Below are 19,864 nucleotides of genomic sequence, written 5' to 3' on the forward strand. Positions count from 1 at the left end.
AGCAGGTTATAAGACATCGGCAAAGGCACCCCGCAGGCGACGGTAGCAGCTAAACCCGAGATAGGCAACGACCACGGAGACGGCGGCAGCTACCGACCAAGGCAACAGGTGCCGCACCTGTCCCACTAGGGTGAGGTCGCGATAGACTTGGGAAAAGGCGGCCATGGGGTTTAACAGCAATACCCACTGCTGCCACTGTTCGGGAATGAGGCTGACCGGATAGACGATGGGGGTGAGGTAAAACCACAGGCTCATGAGGACGTTGAGGGTTTGGGGAATGTCCCGCAAAAAGACGGTTAACCCGGCGGATAGATATCCCAAGCCTGCGGTGAAGAGAAAGTGGGGAATGGCGACTAGGGGTAACAACCAAATGGTGTGGGGGAGTTGTTGGGTCGCGATCGCGATTAAAAGCAGCAGCACCAACAATCCCATTAAGCTTTCAATAAATGTAGAGAAAATCGGTATGATGGGCAGCAGGGAGAGGGGAAAGACGACTTTTTTGACCAGATTGGGTTGGTTGACCACTGCACTGGTGGACTGTATGAAACCGGTGACAAAGGTGGTCCAAGGCAACAAACCGGCAAACAGCCACAACCCAAATCCCACGTTGGTTTGGGGGAGGTCTTCTAGATTGAGTTTTAGGTTGAGAACTACCGAAAATACGTAGGTGTAAATTAAAAGTTGGGCCAGTTGGTTGAGTAGCGGCCAGAAGTTGCCTAAAACCGATCCTTTGTATTTGGCTTCCAAATCCCGACGTACTAAGGTTTTTAACAAATCCAACTTAAAGCGCCATTGCGGATTCAAGGAAAACAGCCGGGATTTGACGTTGCTTCCTCGCGATCGCGTTTCTTTCAGAAAGCTCATTCAGTGGGTTGCTCCTCGTTCACTACCTACACACCGGGTTTGGTTTTCGGAAGACGGTCACACTGACAACAGGACCCCATGTCCCCGCAGCGATCGCGTCTAGCCGATCTTGGTCGTCCCGTGCCAGTGGCTACCACCAGCAGCACAATACGTTAAATTCTACTAATCTTAACCGATAAAGGAAATGGGGCTGGAAATTTTAGGTTTGCGGTTGTTTTGGCACCAAGGGGTGCAAGGCTTGTTGGATGGCTTGCCGTTGCTCGCTGTCGTATCCCCAGCGTTGGTAAAAGGAATGGTAGCTGCCAGTTTCGTCGGTGGCGCTTTGGTACATTTCGGCGGCGATTTGAGGAATTTGCGGTAGGGAGAGTTTTTGTAGCAGCTGTCGCGATCGCTTTTGTACCCGTTCGGATGCTGCGGCATGGCTCGACCCAAGTTCTTGATTGCTTTGGCGGCGGTGGGAAATGGCTGTGGCGGTGGACATGGCTAGGTTTTTGACCAAAATGTCCGCCACCCACTCGCTGCCGGATTGCAATCCCTGCAAAATACTATCGTCCGGTTGGTCGGCTATGGCGCGTTCGTCGGTGAGGTAGGCAACGAAAAAGCCTCTGGTACCTGCTTTGGTTTGTACCAGCCGCGCGATCGCTTCTCGTACTTCGCTATCGGTAAGATGGCTTTGTTCTTTTTGAGAAAGCAAGGATTGGGTACAAGCGATCGCATCTTCAAAGGATACGGATTCGGGAATGGAAGATACAAAAGAATGGGTCATGGCTCAACGGACCTTCAAAAACAAACCACTCTGTTCTCTGGAATCATCCTAGCAACAAGGACCGACAGTGCTTGAGCGATTTGGCAGGATCTGTCGGTTGTCTGGGGAAAACGGTTTTTCCTGCATGCTTGCTGCGCTACGGTAGAATTTGACCAACGTGGGTGGACGGTTGTCGGTAGTGCTAACCTGCGGTTGGTCCGCAACTGTACCATCCCCGAGCGACATTTTCCTTGACCTAGAAACAGGGACAATAGCAGAGGAAAGATGGGAAAAAACACGCAGCGAGCGATTCCCTGATGGCTAGACCCAAGTACTTGTAGCCAGTCCAAACGTCATTCTGTTACCTTTTCCTAAATTCTGGCGTCCTATTTGCCTCTCCAGGAACCATTCTGGAAATCGTTGTTGTCCGGTCAGCCCCACCTACCACCCCCAATGACCTGGTAGAATGAATTTTTACCATCTAAGTGGTTTGATTTTCCTATTCATAATTTTTAACGATCGATGTAGCTATTGTTGGTGAGAAAGTAAAGATTGGTAGCCAAAACACCAAAAACTCTGCCATTGGTGGTTTCACCAACCGACAACCAAGCAGCAATTGGGTTGTCCCCTTGCCACCCCAAATCCCCGATCGAGCCAGCATATTTCTAGGTACCATCCAAGTCTCCATGACGATCCATAAAGTTTAAAGTTTGAAAGAGTACATTCATGTCTATATTTGATTGGTTTGCAAATCGTAGGAAGTCGGCTCCCATCAGCCAGCAGCGGCAAGAACGCGAAATTGCAGATGGTTTGTGGACGAAATGTCCTGCCTGTGGGGTCTTAACCTATACCAAAGACCTGCGGAACAATCTACAGGTATGTGCGGAATGCAACCATCACATGCTGGTTCCCAGCCACGAACGCATTCAGCAATTGATCGATGCCAATAGCTGGGTTCCCCTGGACGAACATCTCAAACCCACCGATCCGCTCTACTTTCGCGATCGCAAAACCTACAGCGATCGCCTCAACGAATACCAAGAAAAAACCCAACTCGCTGATGCCGTACAGACGGGATGGGGACGTTTGGAGAACATTCCCGTGGCCTTGGGAGTTATGGAATTTCGCTTTCTCGGCGGTAGCATGGGGTCGGTGGTTGGTGAAAGACTCACCCGCTTGGTGGAACGCGCCACCCAAGAAGGACTCCCCCTCATCATTGTCTGTGCCTCTGGTGGTGCCAGAATGCAAGAAGGCATGCTGAGTTTGATGCAAATGGCCAAAATTTCTGGCGCTTTGCAGCAGCATCGCCAAGCCGGTTGTTTGTACATTCCCATCCTTACCCACCCCACCACGGGCGGCGTGACCGCTAGCTTTGCCATGCTGGGGGATATTATCCTCGCCGAACCCAAAGCCACCATTGGGTTTGCCGGACGTCGGGTGATCGAACAAACCATTCGCCAGAAACTCCCCGATAATTTCCAAACCGCCGAAGATCTCCTGGAACACGGATTTGTGGATTCCATTGTTCCCCGTACCCAGTTGAAGAAAACCCTGGCGCAATTGCTTAGCCTGCATCAACCCCAGCCAAGCAAGAATTATCTGGTTCCTCTACCGGAAAAAGTGGAGTTGGAAAGTTTGCAACAAGAACACACCTAAAATGCTTCCAGTTGGTACCAGCCACTGAGACCATCGAAATTTTCGGAGTATGAAATGGTTTTTGATGGTTTCTGGGATGTTTTCAAATTCTGGTAAACTTTCAACGGAGATAGCTGTCATGGGCATGGGGCCCCAGCTCGACTTTCCCTAGAATCCTGTTGCTTGGCAGTCAGGATCGGACAGTTGAAGCCAGGAGAAAAGATAGCCCCACTGCTCGCTGGTTCCCGTTTTTTCCCGAACCGAAAAACTGGATAGAAAATTCCTGGCAACGGCAGTTGGGAATCTAAGACCAAAGTCCCAACCGTTTCGACCAAGCGATCGGCAGCGATCGCGATATCAAAAAACGCGCCATTGGGCAAGAGAATTTTTGCTTATTTTGGTTGGTGCGAGGTCGCTATCTCCTACTTGTTTATTGCCTATTTTTTGATTTTGACTCTCCAGGAAAGCAGCAAATAAGCTTGCTTTAGCCAAGAGTTCCTTCAGTAAATGTTGTTGTCTGCAACCCTTTCGTTAATCCACGATATTTTTTGAGGATAAACCATGAAAAGATACATCGCTCTGGCGGTAGCCACTGTATTTTTCGCCTTCCACGTTCTGGTAGGCAGCGCCATAGCCATTGACCTAGATCCCGAGGTACGTACGGTCAAACTCAACCCAGAAGGGGAGAATATTACGCTGACCAACAAACAAGCAGAACGAGGGAAACGTTTGTTTAACGACGTTTGCGCTCAGTGCCACAACGGCGGGGAAACCAAAACCAATCCCAATGTGAATTTAAGCCAGAGCAGTTTGGAAAGAGCCAACCCTGCTCGCGACAATTTGGAAGCTTTGGTGGACTACATGAAAAACCCCACCACCTACGATGGTTTTGAAGAAATTCCCGAACTGCATCCCAACACCCAGCGTAGCGATTTGTATCCCGAAATGCGCAATCTGACGGAGTCGGAACTGCGCGATATTGCCGGTCATATCCTCATCCAACAGCAGGTTCTCGGTCCCCGGTGGGGTGGCGGGAAGGTTTACTTCTAACCTTTCCACGGGTAACTTCCCACTTCAACCTTCCGTGGGGGGAAATGGATTTTTCCCACCTATGTTTTCTAGGAACGGTTCTTCCGGGTATCTGATGGATCTCCCAAAACCTGCCATCGTTGCTTGTTGGCACTTTGTCTGGGGAAAGGTTCTTCAGTTTCCCTGAGACCGTTCCTAGTTTTTCCCTGTTGCCGTCAAGCATTGTTTTCCCAACGAGCCATATCGGTTGTATGTTTTTCCAAAAAATATCCGTTCCCACAGGCTGGTCAAGCGCGATCGCTGTCAAACTATCGATTTTCGTCGGTACAGCGGTTGCATTTTTTTTAACGGCTTTGCCAGCACAAGCCGCTTCTATAGACGCCTACGTTAAGCAATATTTGCGGGCTACCGCACCAGTGGAAATTCCCTACAATGCCCAGGGAGAAACTAGAGAATTTTCGCCCCAGGCGTTGTCTGACGGGAAAAAACTATTTGAAGAAAATTGTTTGAACTGCCACGTTGGTGGATCCACTCTCCCCAATCCCCGAGTTTCCCTTTCCTTAGAAGACTTACAAGGGGCTTCGCCACCGCGGGATAATATCGACAATTTGGTTGTTTACATGCGCCAACCTATGACCTATGACGGTCAGTATGCCAGCGACTGGTGCCGTAAAGTCCCCGATACTTGGATGTCGCGCCAGCAAGTAGAGAACCTGGCTGCTTTTATCCTACGAGCGGCCGAAAAAGCGCCGGGGTGGGGTGTTGATACCTTTGGAGATAGCCCTTTTTGAAAGTAGCCGCCCAAAATACCTTGTAGGAGCGAATTTGATTCGCTCCTGTTCCATAGCTGTTGCCAACCACACCGCCAAACCATCCCATGCCTATTGTTGTTGTAGGCTTGCGGGAAAAGAGATGGCTGGCAATTTAAGCAGAATCCTCGATTAATTGCTGCATTTGCGCTAACAAATTCTCTAGCTTCTGGAATAGTTCCTTCATGCCTTCGGGGTCTTGCGCGCGTGCTTTTTTTTCCAGTTCGGCAGCGGTATTCTGGATGGGAACTGCACCCACATTGGCACTGGCACCTTTTAATTGATGGGCCTCATCTTTGAGCTTCACAAACTCTTGCTGCTGAAAAGCTTCGCCAGCACCGTTTAGGTGAGTGCGGGCGTCTTCAAGGAAAATTTGCAGCAGTTCCGTTTCAAATTCGGAGTCGTTGTTGGCGAGTTGGTGCAGGCGTTCCCAATTAATGGGGGGTTCCTGGTTACCGCTGTCAGATGTTTGTGGTTGGTTACCGCCGTTGGTAGATTGCCACGACTCTGGCATGGTTTTTAACTCCAATAATTTTATCGTTTCTACAACACAGCCGATAAGAAGCCATTGTCCCTCTTATCCGGCTAACGTTTTCTTAAATAGAGATTCAGTAGACTGGAAGCTGTTGGATTTTTCCGAGCATCTTCCCGTTACAAAAATAACGAACGGGAGCTCTTATAGGCTAAATCATACAACCAGAACCACAAGCATATCTTAGAATCGGATAGGAATTTTATGAAGAATTAGCAAATACTATCTTAGTTCTTACAAAGAAAGATGACCAGAGCAATTGGTGCAATCAGCGGCACTTCCATGGACGGAATCGATGTGGTGCTGGCGGATATATGCACCGAACCTACTCAGGTACGCTTGACGTTGCTGGCAGCCCAAACTTGGGAATATCCTGCCTCTTTGCGATCGCAACTTTGGCAGGTAGCTCAGGGAGAACCCATTTCCCTACCAGACCTAGCTGCTTTGGACGATCGCGTTGCGGAAATCTTCGCACAGGCCGCCACCGAAATTCAAACGGGTTTTGCCCCCGCTGCCATTATCGGTTCCCACGGGCAAACTGTATATCACCAACCCCCCAAATCAGAAAACGGGGATAGCCGCTTGGGATACAGCATCCAATTGGGGCGGGGGGCCACCATTGCCCAAAAAACCGGTATTCCCACTGCCAGCAATTTTCGTGCTGCCGATATTCACGCCGGCGGTCACGGTGCGCCTTTGGTTCCCCGGGTAGATGCCTACCTGCTGGCAGACGAACGGCAAAGTCGCTGCATTCAAAATATTGGTGGGATTGGCAACGTTACCTACCTGCCACCTCGGGGAACGCTATCGGTGCGGCGGCATCCCAAAACCTTGGAGGGAGAATTTCCCGTTTCCGCCGCCCAACAAGATTGGGAACGCCAAATTGTGGGTTGGGATACCGGACCGGGCAATAGTTTGTTGGATATGGCAGCAGCGGAGCTTTCCGGGGGCGAGCAAACCTTCGACCGCAACGGCGAATGGGCAGCTGCTGGTACCCCTTGCCAGGATTTGGTTGACCGATGGCTGCAGCATCCCTTTTTCCAGCAACCACCGCCGAAATCGACGGGCAGGGAATTATTTGGGCGTTCGTTTTGGCAGACTGGTTTGGCAGATGCACGCGATCGCGGTTTGTCGGATGCCGATATTTTGGCAACGCTTACCGAACTCACGGCAGCCTCCATTGCCCACAGCTATGAAACCTTCTTACCCCAAATGCCGGATTTGGTTTTGCTGTGTGGGGGCGGCAGCCACAACGGCTATCTCCAACAGCGACTGTACGAACGCTTGCAGCCAGCCAATCCTACTGGCACACCCATTGAAGTTCGGAGAACAGACGAGTTGGGGGTCAGTGCCGATTTTAAAGAAGCGATCGCCTTTGCGGTCTTAGCCTGCTGGCACCAGCAAGGAATTCCCGGCAATCTGCCCTCAGTTACTGGTGCCCGAGACTATGTCTTGCTTGGCGATCTACATGGTTTTCCCAAATCCATGCCGTAAGTACGTCCGCACATAGCATAGAATGCTAGTAGTCGCAGGTCAAAACAGCCGGAGAATAGGGTGTGACGCATACGTTTCTTTTAGAACCAGGTCGATGGTTGCTAGAGGGGAACTGGCTGGAACGCAATGGCAGTCCCGTACAAGTGAAAGGCAAAACCCTGGTTGCTTGGACGCGGGAGGACTGGTTTACCATGGTCACCAAGCTGGTCTTCCCCGGTACCCAAAGAAATGAAATTACCTTTCAGTACCGCGGGCATTTGGATGTGGGAGAACGTCAGTATACGTTCGTCTTGCAGCATAGCGACCTCGGCCGCGTTGAAGGCGAAGGATGGATTGCGCCAGAGTCTATTTTGCAACGGTATTGGGTTTTGGGTGACAAACAGCGCCGCAGCGGTTTTGAAACCCTGACCCGAGTTGATGCTAGTTGCTACTATCTATCCAGTGCCGTGATGGCCGGTCACTACCTAACCAGTGCCATGGAAGCGCGTTTGGAACGTCAAGCTTGATGGTTATTGCTGGTCTGGTTCTAAAGTAGGGAAAAACAGTACCGGCTGAAAGCTCCGTCGCAGGACTTCTGCTGCTACGCTGGGGAGGGCAAAGCGCCAGTATTTGCCTAGTTTGTCGGATGAAATGGCGATCGCGCAAATGTTGGACATGCGTGCCAGTTCTAGCAGATCCACCACGGATTTGCCCAGGCGTACATCGGTGGTCACTTGCAAGCCTAAAGACGCCAACTCTTCTTTGACCTGGTCGATTTTTTCCCGTGCGGCTTCTTGCTGGGATTTTTGATATTCATCCAAAGCAATTGGTCCGCCGGTTTCGATGACCCAGCTCAACAGGCAAGTTTGGCACCCCCCCAAACCGCGATCGCGAAGGTGTTGTTGCAAATACTTGGTCAGTTGTTGCGAGGCGGCGCTATCGTTGTAGGGAAGCAGCAAATGGCGGTACAAGTGGCGGCAGCGCAGATCCAACTCTTCGTCGGTCAAAGCCGATACCAACGCTTCGGGTACGGTCAAAATGGGAATTTCCACGCGATCGGAAAGTTCCACCGTCGTACTGCCAAACAGACTTTCGGCGAGCATGCTGCGGTTGGAAGCGCCGACCATCAGCAGTTGGCTGCCGTGGTCGGCAGCGACTTTTAAAATGCAATCCACTGGTTCTCCGGAAACCACTTCACTCCTGACCTCGACCCCTTCAGGTATGTTTTCCCGGTCTACCTGCAATCTTTCCCGCGCCTCGTCCATACGTTTTTCATCCGGCTTGGGAATCATGGTTTTGGTGCGCAGGGGAACGCTGTGCATAAATACAATGCGATTGAACCCACATGCAGCCAAACTGGGAACAAATTTGGTGAGACGGTGGAGTCCATCTTCAAAATCGGTGCAAATTAAGCAGCTTTGAAACATGATTGAAACGCCAACCAAGCATCTAAACAGGAATTTTCTTTAATAGGACTATCCTACGCCAAACATAGCAAAGTGGGAAGCCATCCGACTTTTGGAAAAATGTGGCGTTTGATCCCGAGTGCGAATGGTTTTTACCGGGTGGATGTGGCTTGTTTCTCGGTAATGGAAGAATGCTTGGCTAAGGCGGCAGCAAAGAAGTTTTGGGGCAGTAACACCACAAATTGGCGAAATTTTGGCAAAAATTCTTTAGAAAGTCTTCACAGTTGGTGGTTTTCGGTGTCGTTTGTGTAGCGAGACTGGCGACGCCGAGTCATTTTTTTCATCCTATTCGTTCAAGGCAAGGACCGATCTCGCTTCTATCAGGTTACCAGTGCAATTAAGACGCCCCATCAACCCCGGCTAGCTTCTTTTGCAAGAACCAAGCAGGAGAGGGAGGTCGCCCATTGCGGCACGACTGGATTACTGGAAGTTCATACCAGAATCTTCAATGCCCCACTGGTGCTTCAGCAGTTCTTTATAGGTTGCCTCTCGAACCAGCATTTGCTCGTAGAGGTTGACCAAAAATTCTTGAGCCTGTTCGCGACTCATTTTGTCCACTTGGCTTTTAAACGACCATAGGTTGAACTGCTGCTCTAGGGAAAGTTCGATCGGTTGGTTCATTATGGACCTCCTTGGGGAAATGTACAATCCGAGTGCAGGGGTTCCCAACATCAAAAGTAGGAATTTCCCCGCTGTCGGCTGTATTTTTTACTTTACTTTCTAGGATTCCCAAACTCAGGTTGCGAGCTTGGGTGTCTTTGTAAAAAAATATAACAAACATTTGACAATTTGCCCACTGTTTATCTTGAAGACTGGATGGCAAGGGCACCCTGTCTGAATGCTTAGGGATTTTGTAACAGGTCGTTCTACCGGACAATGCTCGCTGCGAACAAATACCCACTGGCGATCGCTACTTACCGATAAAAATTTTCAATTGCTTCCCAAAAAAAAAGGAAACGGCTATCTCGGCCATTTCCCCACCTCCAAGCTTCCGGTTGTTCGACGCTCCCCACCACCAGGCAAGCAAGTCCTATTCGGGAACAGAAATAAAAATCACGGTGATATTATCGCTACCGCCGCGTTTTTTCGCCAGTTCGATGGCATCGGCGGCTCGTTTTTCACAGGAAGCCTCTCCCTGGAAACATTCAGCTAGTTCCGCATCGGTAATTTCTTCGGTCAAGCCATCGCTACACAACAACAAGCGATCGCCGACAGCCACCTCAAAAGACTCAACATCCACCTTCTCCAAATTTTCTCCCAAATCTTCGCGCCCCAAACACTTATACAAAACATGACGCAGGGGATGCTCGCGCGCTTGTTCCCAACTCAAACTCCCCGTTGCCAGCGCCCTAGCCACCAAGGTATGGTCCCGAGTCAGCTGTTGTAGCTGCCCCTGACGCCAGCGATACAAGCGAGAATCTCCTAAATTGGCCCACCACCACTGCTCCTCCCGTACCATCACCAAAACCGCCGTGGTGCCCATATCGGCTTTTTCGGGATTGTCCTGCTGTACTTGCAAAATGGCTTGATTGGCAGCGTTGAATCCTTGCCGAATCAACGTCGGCGTATCCGCTGGCGTGTCCCAATTTTCCCTAAAATAGGACTGAAATGCCTCTAGAGCCAAGCGGCTGGCTTCGTCGCCACTAGCATGACCCCCCATGCCATCCGCCACGATAAAAAATTTCCCTTGCGGATCCATATAGTAACCATCTTGGTTAACGCTACGGACAAGCCCCGTATCCGTGCGACCAGCAAATTCTGGTGTCATTCCACAGTACCTACCCATCAAACAGGTTTTCTTTCTCTTTTTTAATACACCTTCAAAAACGTATAGAACGCCATCTGTTGCTCGGATGCTGCTGCTAGCCAATACAAAACGTCTAGCTTACCACATCGAGAGCGCCCCTGGCGGCCGATGGCGATGGTTCCCGCCTAAAACATGCGATCGAACTTCTCGATGCGCTTAAGAACGCGGATGGCATTGATTCCCATGGCACCAGCCCCGCCAGCCACCGGCAGCGCCAACCACATCACCCAACCTTGACCGGCCACCAATAAAACAGTAGCAGAGATACTGAAAGCACCAGCAAGGGTGGAATAGCTGGTCACCATCTGCATATCTCCCAAACGTCGCAAGGCGCGGTCGGTCTCGATGGAGCGGACCCGCAAGCGCAAATCGCCCCGCTCCAGTTTTTCGATGGTATCGTCAATGCGGCGGGGCAATCCCAAGGCGGTACTGCTGACTTGGGCGGCTTGGCGGCCGAGTTCGTTAAAAATACTGTTGTTATCGCTGGAAGTTCCGTCGTTCATAATTTGCATGGCGAAAGGTCTGGCCACTTCCATGAAGTTGAAATCCGGGTCGAGACCTTTTCCAACGCCTTCTAGGGTGGAAAAAGCCCGCATGACAAAGGTAAAAGTGGCAGGAAAGCGGAAGGGTTGGTCGTAAGCAATTTCGTACAGGTCGTCGCTGATGGCGCTGACGGACTGTTCTTCAAAGGTTTGCTCCATCATCCGGTCTAAAATGTACTGGATGGAGCGACGCACCGGGCCCATATCGCCGGTGGGGGTTAAAGCACCCAGTTCGATGAGGGCTGCCACCACGCGATCGCTGTTTTTCTCAGCAATCCCAAAAAACAGCTCCATCATTTGCTCGCGGATGTCCGGGCGGATGCGCCCCATCATGCCAAAATCGTAGAAAATCAGCGATCCTTGGGGACTGACCGCAATGTTGCCCGGATGGGGATCGGCGTGGAAAAAGCCGTGGTTGAGCAACTGGCGCAGGTAAGCATCAGCTCCCAAAACCGCCAGACGCCGGCGATCGAGACCGGAAGCTTCCAGGGCTTCGTAGTTGCTAATTTTAATACCGGGGATGTATTCCAAGGTAAGGGTACGGCTGGAGGTATACCCCCAGTACACCCGCGGTACTTGCACCCAGTCTTGGTCGCGGAAGTTGCGCCGGAAGGTGTCGGCGTTGCGGCCTTCGTTGATATAATCGATTTCTTCGTAGAGGATGCGGTAGCATTCATCGTAAATGCCCAGCCAGTCTCTACCTTGGCCCCATTTGGGATGGTTTTGGAAGTACTGGACGACGGTTTTGGCAATGCTGAGGTCAATGTGAAACAGCTGCCGCAAGCCCGGACGCTGGACTTTGACCACCACTTCTTCACCGTTGCGCAGTTGGGCTTTGTGTACTTGTCCCAAACTGGCAGCGGCCATGGGAACGGGGTTGAAATACCGATAGAGCTGGGAAATGTTTTTGCCAAAGTCTTCTTGGACGATGGTTTCTACTTGCTCGAAGTCAAAGGCAGGGACCCGGTCTTGTAACTTCGAGAGTTCTTCTACGTAGTCGCTGGGAAAGAGATCGGAACGGGTGGAAAAAAGCTGCCCGAGCTTGATGAAGGTGGGTCCTAAATCCAGCAAGCTTTCCCGGATCCAAATGGCTTGGCGACGGCGTCTTCGAGCTTTTTTGGCCTCGGTAGCGCCTCCCAAGTAGGTCCAGTTTTTGTTGTTCCACCACAAACTAACCAGAAAGGCAAACACGAATCGCCATATGTGCAGGCGACGGTTGAATTTGGAGTAGTTGGGTTGGTTCCAACGGTACGTTTTGGTGACGTAGGTTTGGTTGTCAGCAGCCGATTGGCGATCGCTGGCAACCGGCTTTTTCGTGAGGGTCATAGACTCCACTTGGGGGGTAGCAACCGAATCATCTGAAACTGCAGACACGCTATTTCTTGGTCTTTGAGGGGGGGGATGGCATCGTACCATGGGTTGGTACTTGGGGAGATGGTGGGCACAGACGCGATCGCTCGCGCGCCGGTAACATTGGCAATGTTCTCTCCCCTATTGAGGATAATGAATTTTGGTACAGGTTTACTACCGAAAAATTGCCTAACTTCTGCGAGCGCGATAGTTTTGCAATTCCGTACGCAGTTGTGCCATTTCTGCGCGCAATTCGTCAATATTGGCTTGCAGATCTCCGCTGGAACCGTCGGATTGCAAGATATTGCCGTTGGTGGTTCCTTCTAGGGACGTTTCCGCTTCTTGGTGGGCCCGTTCCATGACGCGATCGGCAAACTGGCGCAGATTTTCCCGCTGTTCGGCGTCAAATTTCCCCACCTCGCTGAGAAGGTTGGTGATGTTTTTTTCCACTTCTTCGCTGATGCTTTCTGCCAAAGCTCTACCAATGAAGAAGGCTTGTAAAACGGGGTTATTCATAAAAAACTCCTGTTGTGTGCGAGCGTTCTAGGAGATTCCTGCGGTCAGGGCCGCTTCGCCCGATCGTTATGGGCGGTCAATTCCCGGGCTGGCGGGCAAAAAGGCATCTTTCCCCAAGCAATAGGCTGGTGTTTGGGTGGCCAATATCTGCTCTTACCCAACCAGCGATGCCAAAACTGTAAATTTTTGTATGTATCCGCAAGAAATTATAACGTGCGAGCGCTTTCGATCGCTGAGCTATCCTTGCTTGCCTTTTGGTTGGCTGGTGGGTGGCGGGCCTGTTAAAATTTTTATTGGTTTATACATAACCAAACAATTAAGGAGTTATAAAAATGGCACCAGCAACTTCCTATCCAGAACGGCTGCAACAAATTCAGTCCTACATGCAAAAACTAATGGGCGGTCAAGGGGAAGTCATGCAGGGCTTCTCCACCACCCACAAGGCCACTGCTAAAAGTGGTGCCCTCGATGCCAAAACCAAGGAACTCATTGCCCTGGCGATCGCCGTCGCGGAAAAATGCGACGACTGCATTGCCTTCCACACCCACGATGCCCTAAAAGCCGGGGCTTCGGAAGCAGAAATCATGGATGCGTTGGGGGTTGCCATTCTCATGGGTGGCGGACCGGCAGTGATGCATTCTACCCACGTTCTCCAAGCCATGGAAGAGTTCCAACAACAAAGCTAGACAGTTTTCCAGTTCGCGTACGCGAAGTTGCCCGCAGTTTGGAGACGCTGCGGGTTTTTTGCTGGCCGATGCGGCTACAGATCGATGGGGTCGCCACCGGCCGTAAATTCCACCTTTTGGATAGACCATTGGGGATTGTGGGTCATGGTTTGGCGCAAACTGCCGAACAAAGCCCGCTGTTCGCAGCTGGAGAGGGAAACAAACCGCCGTCTGGCATTGGGAGCTAGGCGCAGATCGACGGTGGCTTGCTGGCGTTGTGGGTCCACTTGTACCCGATAGCCGACCAAGGAAAAATCGCCGTCGTTCCAAGGTTGTAAGAGTTCTTGCAGGGTGGCTTCTAAGGATTGCTCTTGGGGAACCTGGATGGTTTGGGGAACCAAAGTTTGGCATTGGTTGTCCATTTGGTAAATGGTAACGGCCACCGGCGGTGCAGTGGTAGGTGGCGTGGGAGTAGGCGTGGGGGTCGTTTGGGGCAGAGAAGGGGAAGCTGGGGCAGGGTCTGGTGTGGGGGAAGAAGTCGGGGGAACGGAAGAGGGGGTCTCGGAGACGGGAAACTGACAGCTGGCCAAACAGGAGGCACTGGCGATCGCGATCGCGGCTAGATATTTTTTAAGATTTTCTTTCATTTTGCATGCCCCATAGCATTCATACCAAATCCAACATAGGGAAACCAAGATCTTTCTGTAGGGGTAGGCACGGGGGCACTACCACTACCCCTACATTTTGGTGGGTGTATGTACCTCGGATTTCGTGTCAGTAGGGGCGCAACGCGTGAGCGCCCCTGGGACCTTCTTCGGTCGCTAGCGGAGAAAATCCAGAAAAATCCTTTTGGTATCGCCGCGATCGTCTATGATGGGGTTGGCCCGTACTCAAAGCTGCGATCGTGACGGATTGGAATCGCCTGCACATTCTCTCCCTCGCTGACTTTCAACCGGCAGAATACGATGCTGTCTTGCAAACGGCGGCTAGTTTTCGGGATGTTCTCTCGCGCCAGGTAAAAAAAGTGCCCACGCTGCAAGGGCAAGTGGTCACCACTATGTTTTTCGAGCCTTCCACCCGGACTCGCAGCAGTTTCGAGCTAGCTGCCAAACGGCTGTCGGCAGATACCATGAATTTTTCCCCGGGAACCTCTTCTTTAAGCAAAGGAGAAACCATTTTTGATACGGCGAAAACCTATTGGGCTATGGGCAGCGATATTATGGTGGTACGCCACGGCGAAGCTGGGGTTCCCCACGCGATCGCGGCAGAAATGGAACGCTTGGGGGCACCGGTGCGGGTGTTGAACGCCGGCGACGGGCAGCACGAACATCCCTCGCAAGCGTTGTTGGATTTGTTTACCATTTGTTCGCTGCTCGATGAAGACCGCCCCCACATTGCTAGTTTGGCAGGGAAAAAAATTGCCATTGTGGGGGATATTTTGCACTCCCGGGTGGCACGTTCAAATATTTGGAGTTTGACTGCAGCAGGTGCTGATGTTTATCTAGCAGCTCCTCCTACTTTATTGCCGCCGGAATTTGCGCACCTGGCGGGCGATCGCTTGTTGGTGGGCTGGCAGTTGGAACCGGCTTTGGAAAAGGCCGATTTTGTCATGACCCTGCGGCTGCAAAAAGAACGCATGGAACAGCATTTACTCCCGAGCCTGCGGGAATACCACCAGCAGTTTGGTTTGACCCGCGAGCGCTTGCAGCTGTGCCAGCCCCATGTCAAAGTCCTGCATCCAGGACCGGTTAACCGCGGTGTGGAAATCAGCTCCGAGTTGATGGATGACCCGGATTTTAGCTTGATTTCCCAGCAAGTAACCAGCGGTGTTGCTGTACGCATGGCCTTGCTATATTTGATCGGTGGTGGGAAAGGAAATTCGTAGCATTGAGAGGGAAATTCTCTCCTATTCCCGGCCATTTTGGGGTGTAGCGCCGTTTCCCACCTTCACCAATGTTTTTGATTTCGGAAACCTTTTTGCCGCAGCCGTGTCATAGGGAAAGAGGAACGTTGATGAGCTAGAATTTCCATGAGCGATACTCTGCCTATATCCTGTTCCACGGCTGGGGTAACCGTTCCCCAAGAAGCAGTGCAGCCTCCCAAACAACTACCCAACGACGAGCTAGTTCGACGCTGCCAACAAGGATTGCGCCCCGAAAGGGCTGCCTTTGCTGAGTTAATGCGTCGCTACCAACCCCATGTGGAAAGAATTTTGTACCACCTAGCGCCGGAGTGGCAGGATCGTGCGGACTTGGCGCAGGAAGTTTGGCTGCGCGTTTATCGCCATGTCAAGCGATTGCAAGAACCGGGTAAATTTCGGGGGTGGCTGAGTCGGATTACCACCAATTTGTTTTACGACGAACTGCGCAAACGCAAGCGATTTCGCGAACCTTTGTCTTTGGATGCGCCGCGCCCCCTCGAGGATGGAGAAGTAGATTGGGAAGTAGCAGGAGATCATCCCAGTCCCGATGGCGATTTGGCTACGCGGGAGTTTTACGACCAACTACGCAGCGCGATCGCCCAACTGCCGGAAATTTTTCGCACCACCATCGTGTTGCGGGAAATTGAAGGGATGTCCTACGAAGAAATTGCTTCGATTACCGGTGTGTCTCTAGGAACGGTTAAGTCTCGCATTGCCAGAGCGCGCGCCCGCTTGCAAATGGAATTGCAAAAGTATTTAGAAGCTGAATAATTGCCCGCAATTGCGAAAAACCTCGTTGGCGGGGATTCGGTTTCACCCAAACTTGATTGTGGTCCGTAAGGACCGGCGTTTCTGGCGCGATCGCAATACTTTGAATTCCTTTACAATAAATTCAGTAATTTCCCCGTGGTTTTCTTTGGGTTTTTGACCCAAGCAATGTAGGTGGTGATTAGGACCATGACATCAAATTCTTGGTACGAGCCAGATTCGGCACAGGGGGGCCCGCAAGACCCGCAAGCGCAAACACCAGAGTGCAGCTACCGCTTTGAACTTTTAAATGCCTATCTAGATGGCGAAGCGAACGCCAGCGAACGCCAGCAGGTGGAACAGTGGCTGGCTTCCGACCGGAAATTGCGAGCGACCTACCGGCAATTGCTGCAATTGCGCCAGGGCATATCCAATTTGCCCATTCCAGAAGCATCTACCCAACCCACCGATTTGGTGGTGGAACAGGTTCTCCAACGGGCGAAACGTCGCCAGCAACGAACTTGGATTTGGGGAGGCGGCGCGATCGCGGCTTTGTTTATTGGGGTTGTATCCGGTCTATCTTTCTTTCCCCGCTCGCAAACCCCGCAGTTGGTACAAAGTCCAACGTTACCACCATCCACCAGCGTGCGCGAATCCGTCACTCTGGCTTTGAAGCGTCCGGTGGTGGAAATTCCCCAAATGTCGGTAGATCCCCATCGCCTCGACCGCCAGCAGAAGCCTACCAACGGCGATCGCTAAACCCAGCCAGCTTGCTTTGGCTGTAGCACTGCTAAGGAAGGAAGCGATCCCCACTTCTGACGCAACCGGATGCGAACCGCTATACTAGAGGAATATCTAAGCAAAGACCGAGATTGCCGTAAATTCCGATGCTTTATGTCCCTATTTGGACTTGTTGGGATAGCTTCCTGCATCAGCTGTTTGGCTGCCACAAGTACAACCCCTACCTCCGTGCTACCTAGTGTCAACACCGATGGCTTTGAGGCTCCAGTAGCCCCAGGTGGGGTGGCAGCCGATGCTTCCCAACCAGCTAGCGTGTTGGCGTGGTTGCCCATCTCTCCACTGGCGAGCAACCCCCAACCAAGCTATGGATCTTCTACGAGTGTCAAACAAATACAACCTATCCTACGAACGCTTCCCTGGCTGGCTTCTAGGGAACAAAAATTTTGTACCTCCGAACGCGGTCCTACCACGCCTGCCCCGCCAAAATTAGAGAAGGAAACCAGCAAACAAATCTTTCCCCAATCCTACAAACCAGAGAGCAAGGGTTTGTTTGGACGGTTATTGGGAATTTGGCAGCGTTTGACTGTGGGCAAGCGCAACGACTCGGATACCAACAGCATTCATAAATATCCGGTGGTGGTTTTGCAACGCCAGGGGTGGCAGCGGCAAACGCCGCCTTGGGTAGATGCGCAGGTACCTGGTTCCAGCCAGGAATATGCCACCCAAACCATCAGCAAGCACCAAAAAAGGACCGCTAGCAACTTCAAAAAAGTCACCCAATACCAGGTGTGGGTGCAAGGCTATTTACTGGCGGAGGTAACCAATCGGATTTACGCGCTGCAAATGGCGAGAAATTTGGAGTCGTTGCTACGTACCGAAGACTTGGACGGCACCCAAATCCAACCAGCGATTGTGCGTGGCGTTCCTGGGGCTACCTACGGCGATCGCATTCTCTTTTTGGTTACCGAAAACATTGCCAGCAGCAAACAGCGCAACAACGAACTGCTGGCTATCGAATGGGCAAACAAGCTACGCATTGCTCTTTCCACCTTGCCCCTATCTTTGGTGGAAGCACAAACCAAAATGCACGGCTTGGCGGCAACCGACCAACAAATTTCTGGGTTGGCTTCCTGGTATGGACCTTCTTTTCACGGTCGGCTGACGGCCACCGGCGAAACCTTTGACCAACAGGAACTCACCGCGGCCCATCCTTCTTTGCCGTTTAACACCTATCTCAAAGTCACCAACACCGAAAACGGTCGTTCTGCCATTGTCCGCATCAACGACCGCGGTCCTTACGTAGAGCCGCGAATACTGGATTTATCCTGGCAGGCTGCCCGCTGCTTGCAAAGCGAAGTGGCTGGTGTCGTTCCTGTGGAAGCCTCGCTGATGCAAAAGAGCGAATTGCCCTTCTTTTCGGCGCGTGCCTATACCGACTAGAGAAAGTAGCAGAGCATTTAGGCGTTATTTCCCAGACAGCGAATGGCTTCTAGCAATCCTTTCGCTTTGTTCAACGTTTCCTCGTACTCTTTTTGGGGGTCTGAGTCTGCTACTACCCCAGCTCCGGCTTGTACGGAAACCGTATACTCTCCTGTAGGACGCTGGCGGACCATCATGGTGCGGATGGTAATGGCGGTGTTGAGCTGCCCTTCAAAATCGTAGTAACCGTAGGCACCGGAATAGGGACCGCGGCGGCTGCCTTCCAGTTCGTAGATAATTTCCATGGCGCGAATTTTGGGGGCACCGCTGACTGTACCTGCGGGAAAACAGGCTTTCAGCAAATCCCAGGCGGTTTGACTGTCGTCCATTTCTCCCACCACGTTGCTGACGATATGCATAACGTGGGAGTATCGCTCTACCACCATTAACTCATCCACGCGGACGCTGCCTTTTTGGCAAACCCTTCCCAAATCGTTGCGTCCCAAATCCACCAACATGACGTGTTCGGCGCGTTCTTTGGGGTCGGCGAGCAGTTCGGTGGCGAGTTCTTCGTCTTCTGCGGTGGTTTGACCGCGGCGGCGGGTACCGGCAATGGGGCGCAGGGTAGCTACGTACTTATCATCGGCGGTTCTTTCTGCCTTCACCATAACTTCCGGACTGGAACCGATTAAATGCCAGTCGCCAAATTGGAAATAAGCCATGTAGGGAGACGGATTGATGAGGCGCAAAGACCGATAGAGGTGAAATGGTTCTCCTTGGTAGCTAGCATCCAGGCGCTGGGAAAGCACTACTTGAAAAATATCTCCCGCTTGAATGTCCTGTTTGGCGCGGCGGACCGATTCGCGAAACGCTGCGGCGGTGGTATTGCTAGTGTAGCTGGGAAGCGGCTGGTCGGCGGTTTGGTTGTTGGGTGGGGTCCACTGTAGGAAGGTATCCTGCGGGGAAAGGGGCGTTTGTAGCTTGTTGACCATGCGCGAAACTTGCGTCACTGCTCGGTCGTAGGCAGCTTTTAAGTCAGTGTTCTCATCGCGCAGGTCGGCATAGGCGATCGCCCAAATTTTGCGTTTGACTTGGTCGAAAACCAACAGGCGATCGACTTGAATCCAAATCCCGTCGGGCAGGTCTTGCTGTTGGGGGGGATAGACCGGTACCCGCGGTTCCATCCACCGAATCAGTTCGTAACCCCAATACCCGTACAACCCACCGATTCCCGGTGGCAGCTGCGGCAGCTTTACGGGATGATACGCTGCTAAACAATTGGCTAAAACGACAAACGGATCGCCGGAAAAGGTTTCCACCGTACCGTCGCGATCGATTTTTCGGGTGGTATCGCCCCGCGCTTCTAAAATCCACTGGGGGTCGCATCCCAGCAAGCTGTAGCGCCCCAGGCGTTCTCCCCCTTCTACCGACTCCAACAAAAAATTGTAGGGATGGCCGGCGCAAACTTTATACCAAGCGGAAACCGGCGTATCCAGGTCGGCGACCCATTCCCGATACACCGGTACAAAATTGCCTTGCTGGGCGAGTTGTACAAATTCCGAGAAATCCGGCAGAATCATAGGTTCACCAGAAAGTCGAAAAG

General features: G+C 51.8%; 20 protein-coding genes. 10 read left to right on the forward strand and 10 right to left on the reverse strand.

Features of this window, described 5'->3' with window-relative positions; all coding sequences use genetic code 11:
- Positions 1-6: 6 nt before the first annotated feature.
- The gene (locus tag AS151_RS13620; RefSeq protein WP_084639586.1) at positions 7-864 is read right to left on the reverse strand and encodes an ABC transporter permease; all 858 of its coding nucleotides are present in this window, start codon (positions 862-864) and stop codon (positions 7-9) included.
- Between the two features lie 199 nt (positions 865-1,063).
- Positions 1,064-1,630, reverse strand: a complete 567-nt coding sequence (locus AS151_RS13625) for a hypothetical protein (RefSeq protein ID WP_071517603.1) — start codon at positions 1,628-1,630, stop codon at positions 1,064-1,066.
- A gap of 705 nt (positions 1,631-2,335) precedes the next feature.
- Here AS151_RS13625 and accD point away from each other — a divergent pair.
- The 3 genes from accD (at position 2,336) to psbV2 (ending at position 5,064) form a co-directional block, all read left to right on the forward strand.
- Positions 2,336-3,265: an acetyl-CoA carboxylase, carboxyltransferase subunit beta gene (accD, locus tag AS151_RS13630; protein WP_071517604.1), complete on the forward strand. Its 930-nt coding sequence runs from the start codon at positions 2,336-2,338 to the stop codon at positions 3,263-3,265.
- Positions 3,266-3,805: 540 nt separating this feature from the next.
- Positions 3,806-4,294 (forward strand): photosystem II cytochrome c-550, encoded by a 489-nt coding sequence (gene psbV / locus AS151_RS13640; protein WP_071517606.1) that lies wholly within the window; start codon positions 3,806-3,808, stop codon positions 4,292-4,294.
- A gap of 230 nt (positions 4,295-4,524) precedes the next feature.
- Positions 4,525-5,064, forward strand: coding sequence for a photosystem II cytochrome PsbV2 (psbV2, locus tag AS151_RS13645; protein WP_071517607.1), 540 nt, complete (start codon positions 4,525-4,527; stop codon positions 5,062-5,064).
- A 133-nt stretch (positions 5,065-5,197) separates the two neighbouring features.
- Here the strand turns inward: psbV2 and AS151_RS13650 are convergent, their stop codons facing one another.
- Complete coding sequence (locus AS151_RS13650; RefSeq protein ID WP_084639587.1) at positions 5,198-5,596, reverse strand: Hpt domain-containing protein; 399 nt, start codon at positions 5,594-5,596, stop codon at positions 5,198-5,200.
- A gap of 264 nt (positions 5,597-5,860) precedes the next feature.
- Between AS151_RS13650 and AS151_RS13655 the strand changes: the two genes are divergently transcribed.
- The gene (locus AS151_RS13655; RefSeq protein WP_071517608.1) at positions 5,861-7,108 is read left to right on the forward strand and encodes an anhydro-N-acetylmuramic acid kinase; all 1,248 of its coding nucleotides are present in this window, start codon (positions 5,861-5,863) and stop codon (positions 7,106-7,108) included.
- 62 nt (positions 7,109-7,170) lie between these two features.
- Positions 7,171-7,614, forward strand: coding sequence for a hypothetical protein (locus AS151_RS13660; protein WP_071517609.1), 444 nt, complete (start codon positions 7,171-7,173; stop codon positions 7,612-7,614).
- Between the two features lie 3 nt (positions 7,615-7,617).
- Here AS151_RS13660 and AS151_RS13665 read toward each other — a convergent pair whose 3' ends face one another.
- The 5 genes from AS151_RS13665 to AS151_RS13690 all read right to left on the reverse strand — a co-directional run bounded on the left by AS151_RS13665 (position 7,618) and on the right by AS151_RS13690 (position 12,768).
- On the reverse strand, positions 7,618-8,514 hold the full coding sequence (locus AS151_RS13665) for a universal stress protein (RefSeq protein ID WP_071517610.1): 897 nt from the start codon (positions 8,512-8,514) through the stop codon (positions 7,618-7,620).
- Between the two features lie 459 nt (positions 8,515-8,973).
- Positions 8,974-9,174 carry an NblA/ycf18 family protein gene (locus AS151_RS13675; RefSeq protein ID WP_071517612.1) on the reverse strand — a complete coding sequence of 67 codons (201 nt, stop codon included), beginning with the start codon at positions 9,172-9,174 and terminating at the stop codon, positions 8,974-8,976.
- 409 nt (positions 9,175-9,583) lie between these two features.
- On the reverse strand, positions 9,584-10,321 hold the full coding sequence (locus AS151_RS13680) for a PP2C family serine/threonine-protein phosphatase (RefSeq protein ID WP_071517613.1): 738 nt from the start codon (positions 10,319-10,321) through the stop codon (positions 9,584-9,586).
- Between the two features lie 164 nt (positions 10,322-10,485).
- Positions 10,486-12,228: an AarF/ABC1/UbiB kinase family protein gene (locus tag AS151_RS13685; RefSeq protein WP_084639595.1), complete on the reverse strand. Its 1,743-nt coding sequence runs from the start codon at positions 12,226-12,228 to the stop codon at positions 10,486-10,488.
- A 213-nt stretch (positions 12,229-12,441) separates the two neighbouring features.
- On the reverse strand, positions 12,442-12,768 hold the full coding sequence (locus tag AS151_RS13690) for a DUF6825 family protein (protein WP_071517615.1): 327 nt from the start codon (positions 12,766-12,768) through the stop codon (positions 12,442-12,444).
- Between the two features lie 332 nt (positions 12,769-13,100).
- Here AS151_RS13690 and AS151_RS13695 point away from each other — a divergent pair, with 332 nt between their 5' ends.
- Positions 13,101-13,454, forward strand: a complete 354-nt coding sequence (locus AS151_RS13695) for a carboxymuconolactone decarboxylase family protein (RefSeq protein WP_071517616.1) — start codon at positions 13,101-13,103, stop codon at positions 13,452-13,454.
- A 74-nt stretch (positions 13,455-13,528) separates the two neighbouring features.
- Here AS151_RS13695 and AS151_RS13700 read toward each other — a convergent pair whose 3' ends face one another.
- A complete protein-coding gene (locus AS151_RS13700) occupies positions 13,529-14,080 on the reverse strand; it encodes a GerMN domain-containing protein (protein WP_071517617.1) in 552 nt (183 codons plus the stop codon).
- 254 nt (positions 14,081-14,334) lie between these two features.
- Between AS151_RS13700 and AS151_RS13705 the strand changes: the two genes are divergently transcribed.
- The 4 genes from AS151_RS13705 (at position 14,335) to AS151_RS22840 (ending at position 18,282) form a co-directional block, all read left to right on the forward strand.
- The gene (locus AS151_RS13705; RefSeq protein ID WP_071517618.1) at positions 14,335-15,318 is read left to right on the forward strand and encodes an aspartate carbamoyltransferase catalytic subunit; all 984 of its coding nucleotides are present in this window, start codon (positions 14,335-14,337) and stop codon (positions 15,316-15,318) included.
- A 144-nt stretch (positions 15,319-15,462) separates the two neighbouring features.
- Positions 15,463-16,125 carry a sigma-70 family RNA polymerase sigma factor gene (locus AS151_RS13710; protein WP_071517619.1) on the forward strand — a complete coding sequence of 221 codons (663 nt, stop codon included), beginning with the start codon at positions 15,463-15,465 and terminating at the stop codon, positions 16,123-16,125.
- Positions 16,126-16,311: 186 nt separating this feature from the next.
- Positions 16,312-16,860: a hypothetical protein gene (locus AS151_RS13715; protein ID WP_071517620.1), complete on the forward strand. Its 549-nt coding sequence runs from the start codon at positions 16,312-16,314 to the stop codon at positions 16,858-16,860.
- A 180-nt stretch (positions 16,861-17,040) separates the two neighbouring features.
- Positions 17,041-18,282 (forward strand): septal ring lytic transglycosylase RlpA family protein, encoded by a 1,242-nt coding sequence (locus tag AS151_RS22840; protein WP_170861403.1) that lies wholly within the window; start codon positions 17,041-17,043, stop codon positions 18,280-18,282.
- A 17-nt stretch (positions 18,283-18,299) separates the two neighbouring features.
- Here the strand turns inward: AS151_RS22840 and trpE are convergent, their stop codons facing one another.
- On the reverse strand, positions 18,300-19,841 hold the full coding sequence (trpE, locus tag AS151_RS13725) for an anthranilate synthase component I (RefSeq protein ID WP_071517622.1): 1,542 nt from the start codon (positions 19,839-19,841) through the stop codon (positions 18,300-18,302).
- Positions 19,842-19,864 lie beyond the last annotated feature (23 nt).

It is taken from the genome of Geitlerinema sp. PCC 9228 (assembly GCF_001870905.1).
Lineage (GTDB): Bacteria > Cyanobacteriota > Cyanobacteriia > Cyanobacteriales > PCC-9228 > PCC-9228.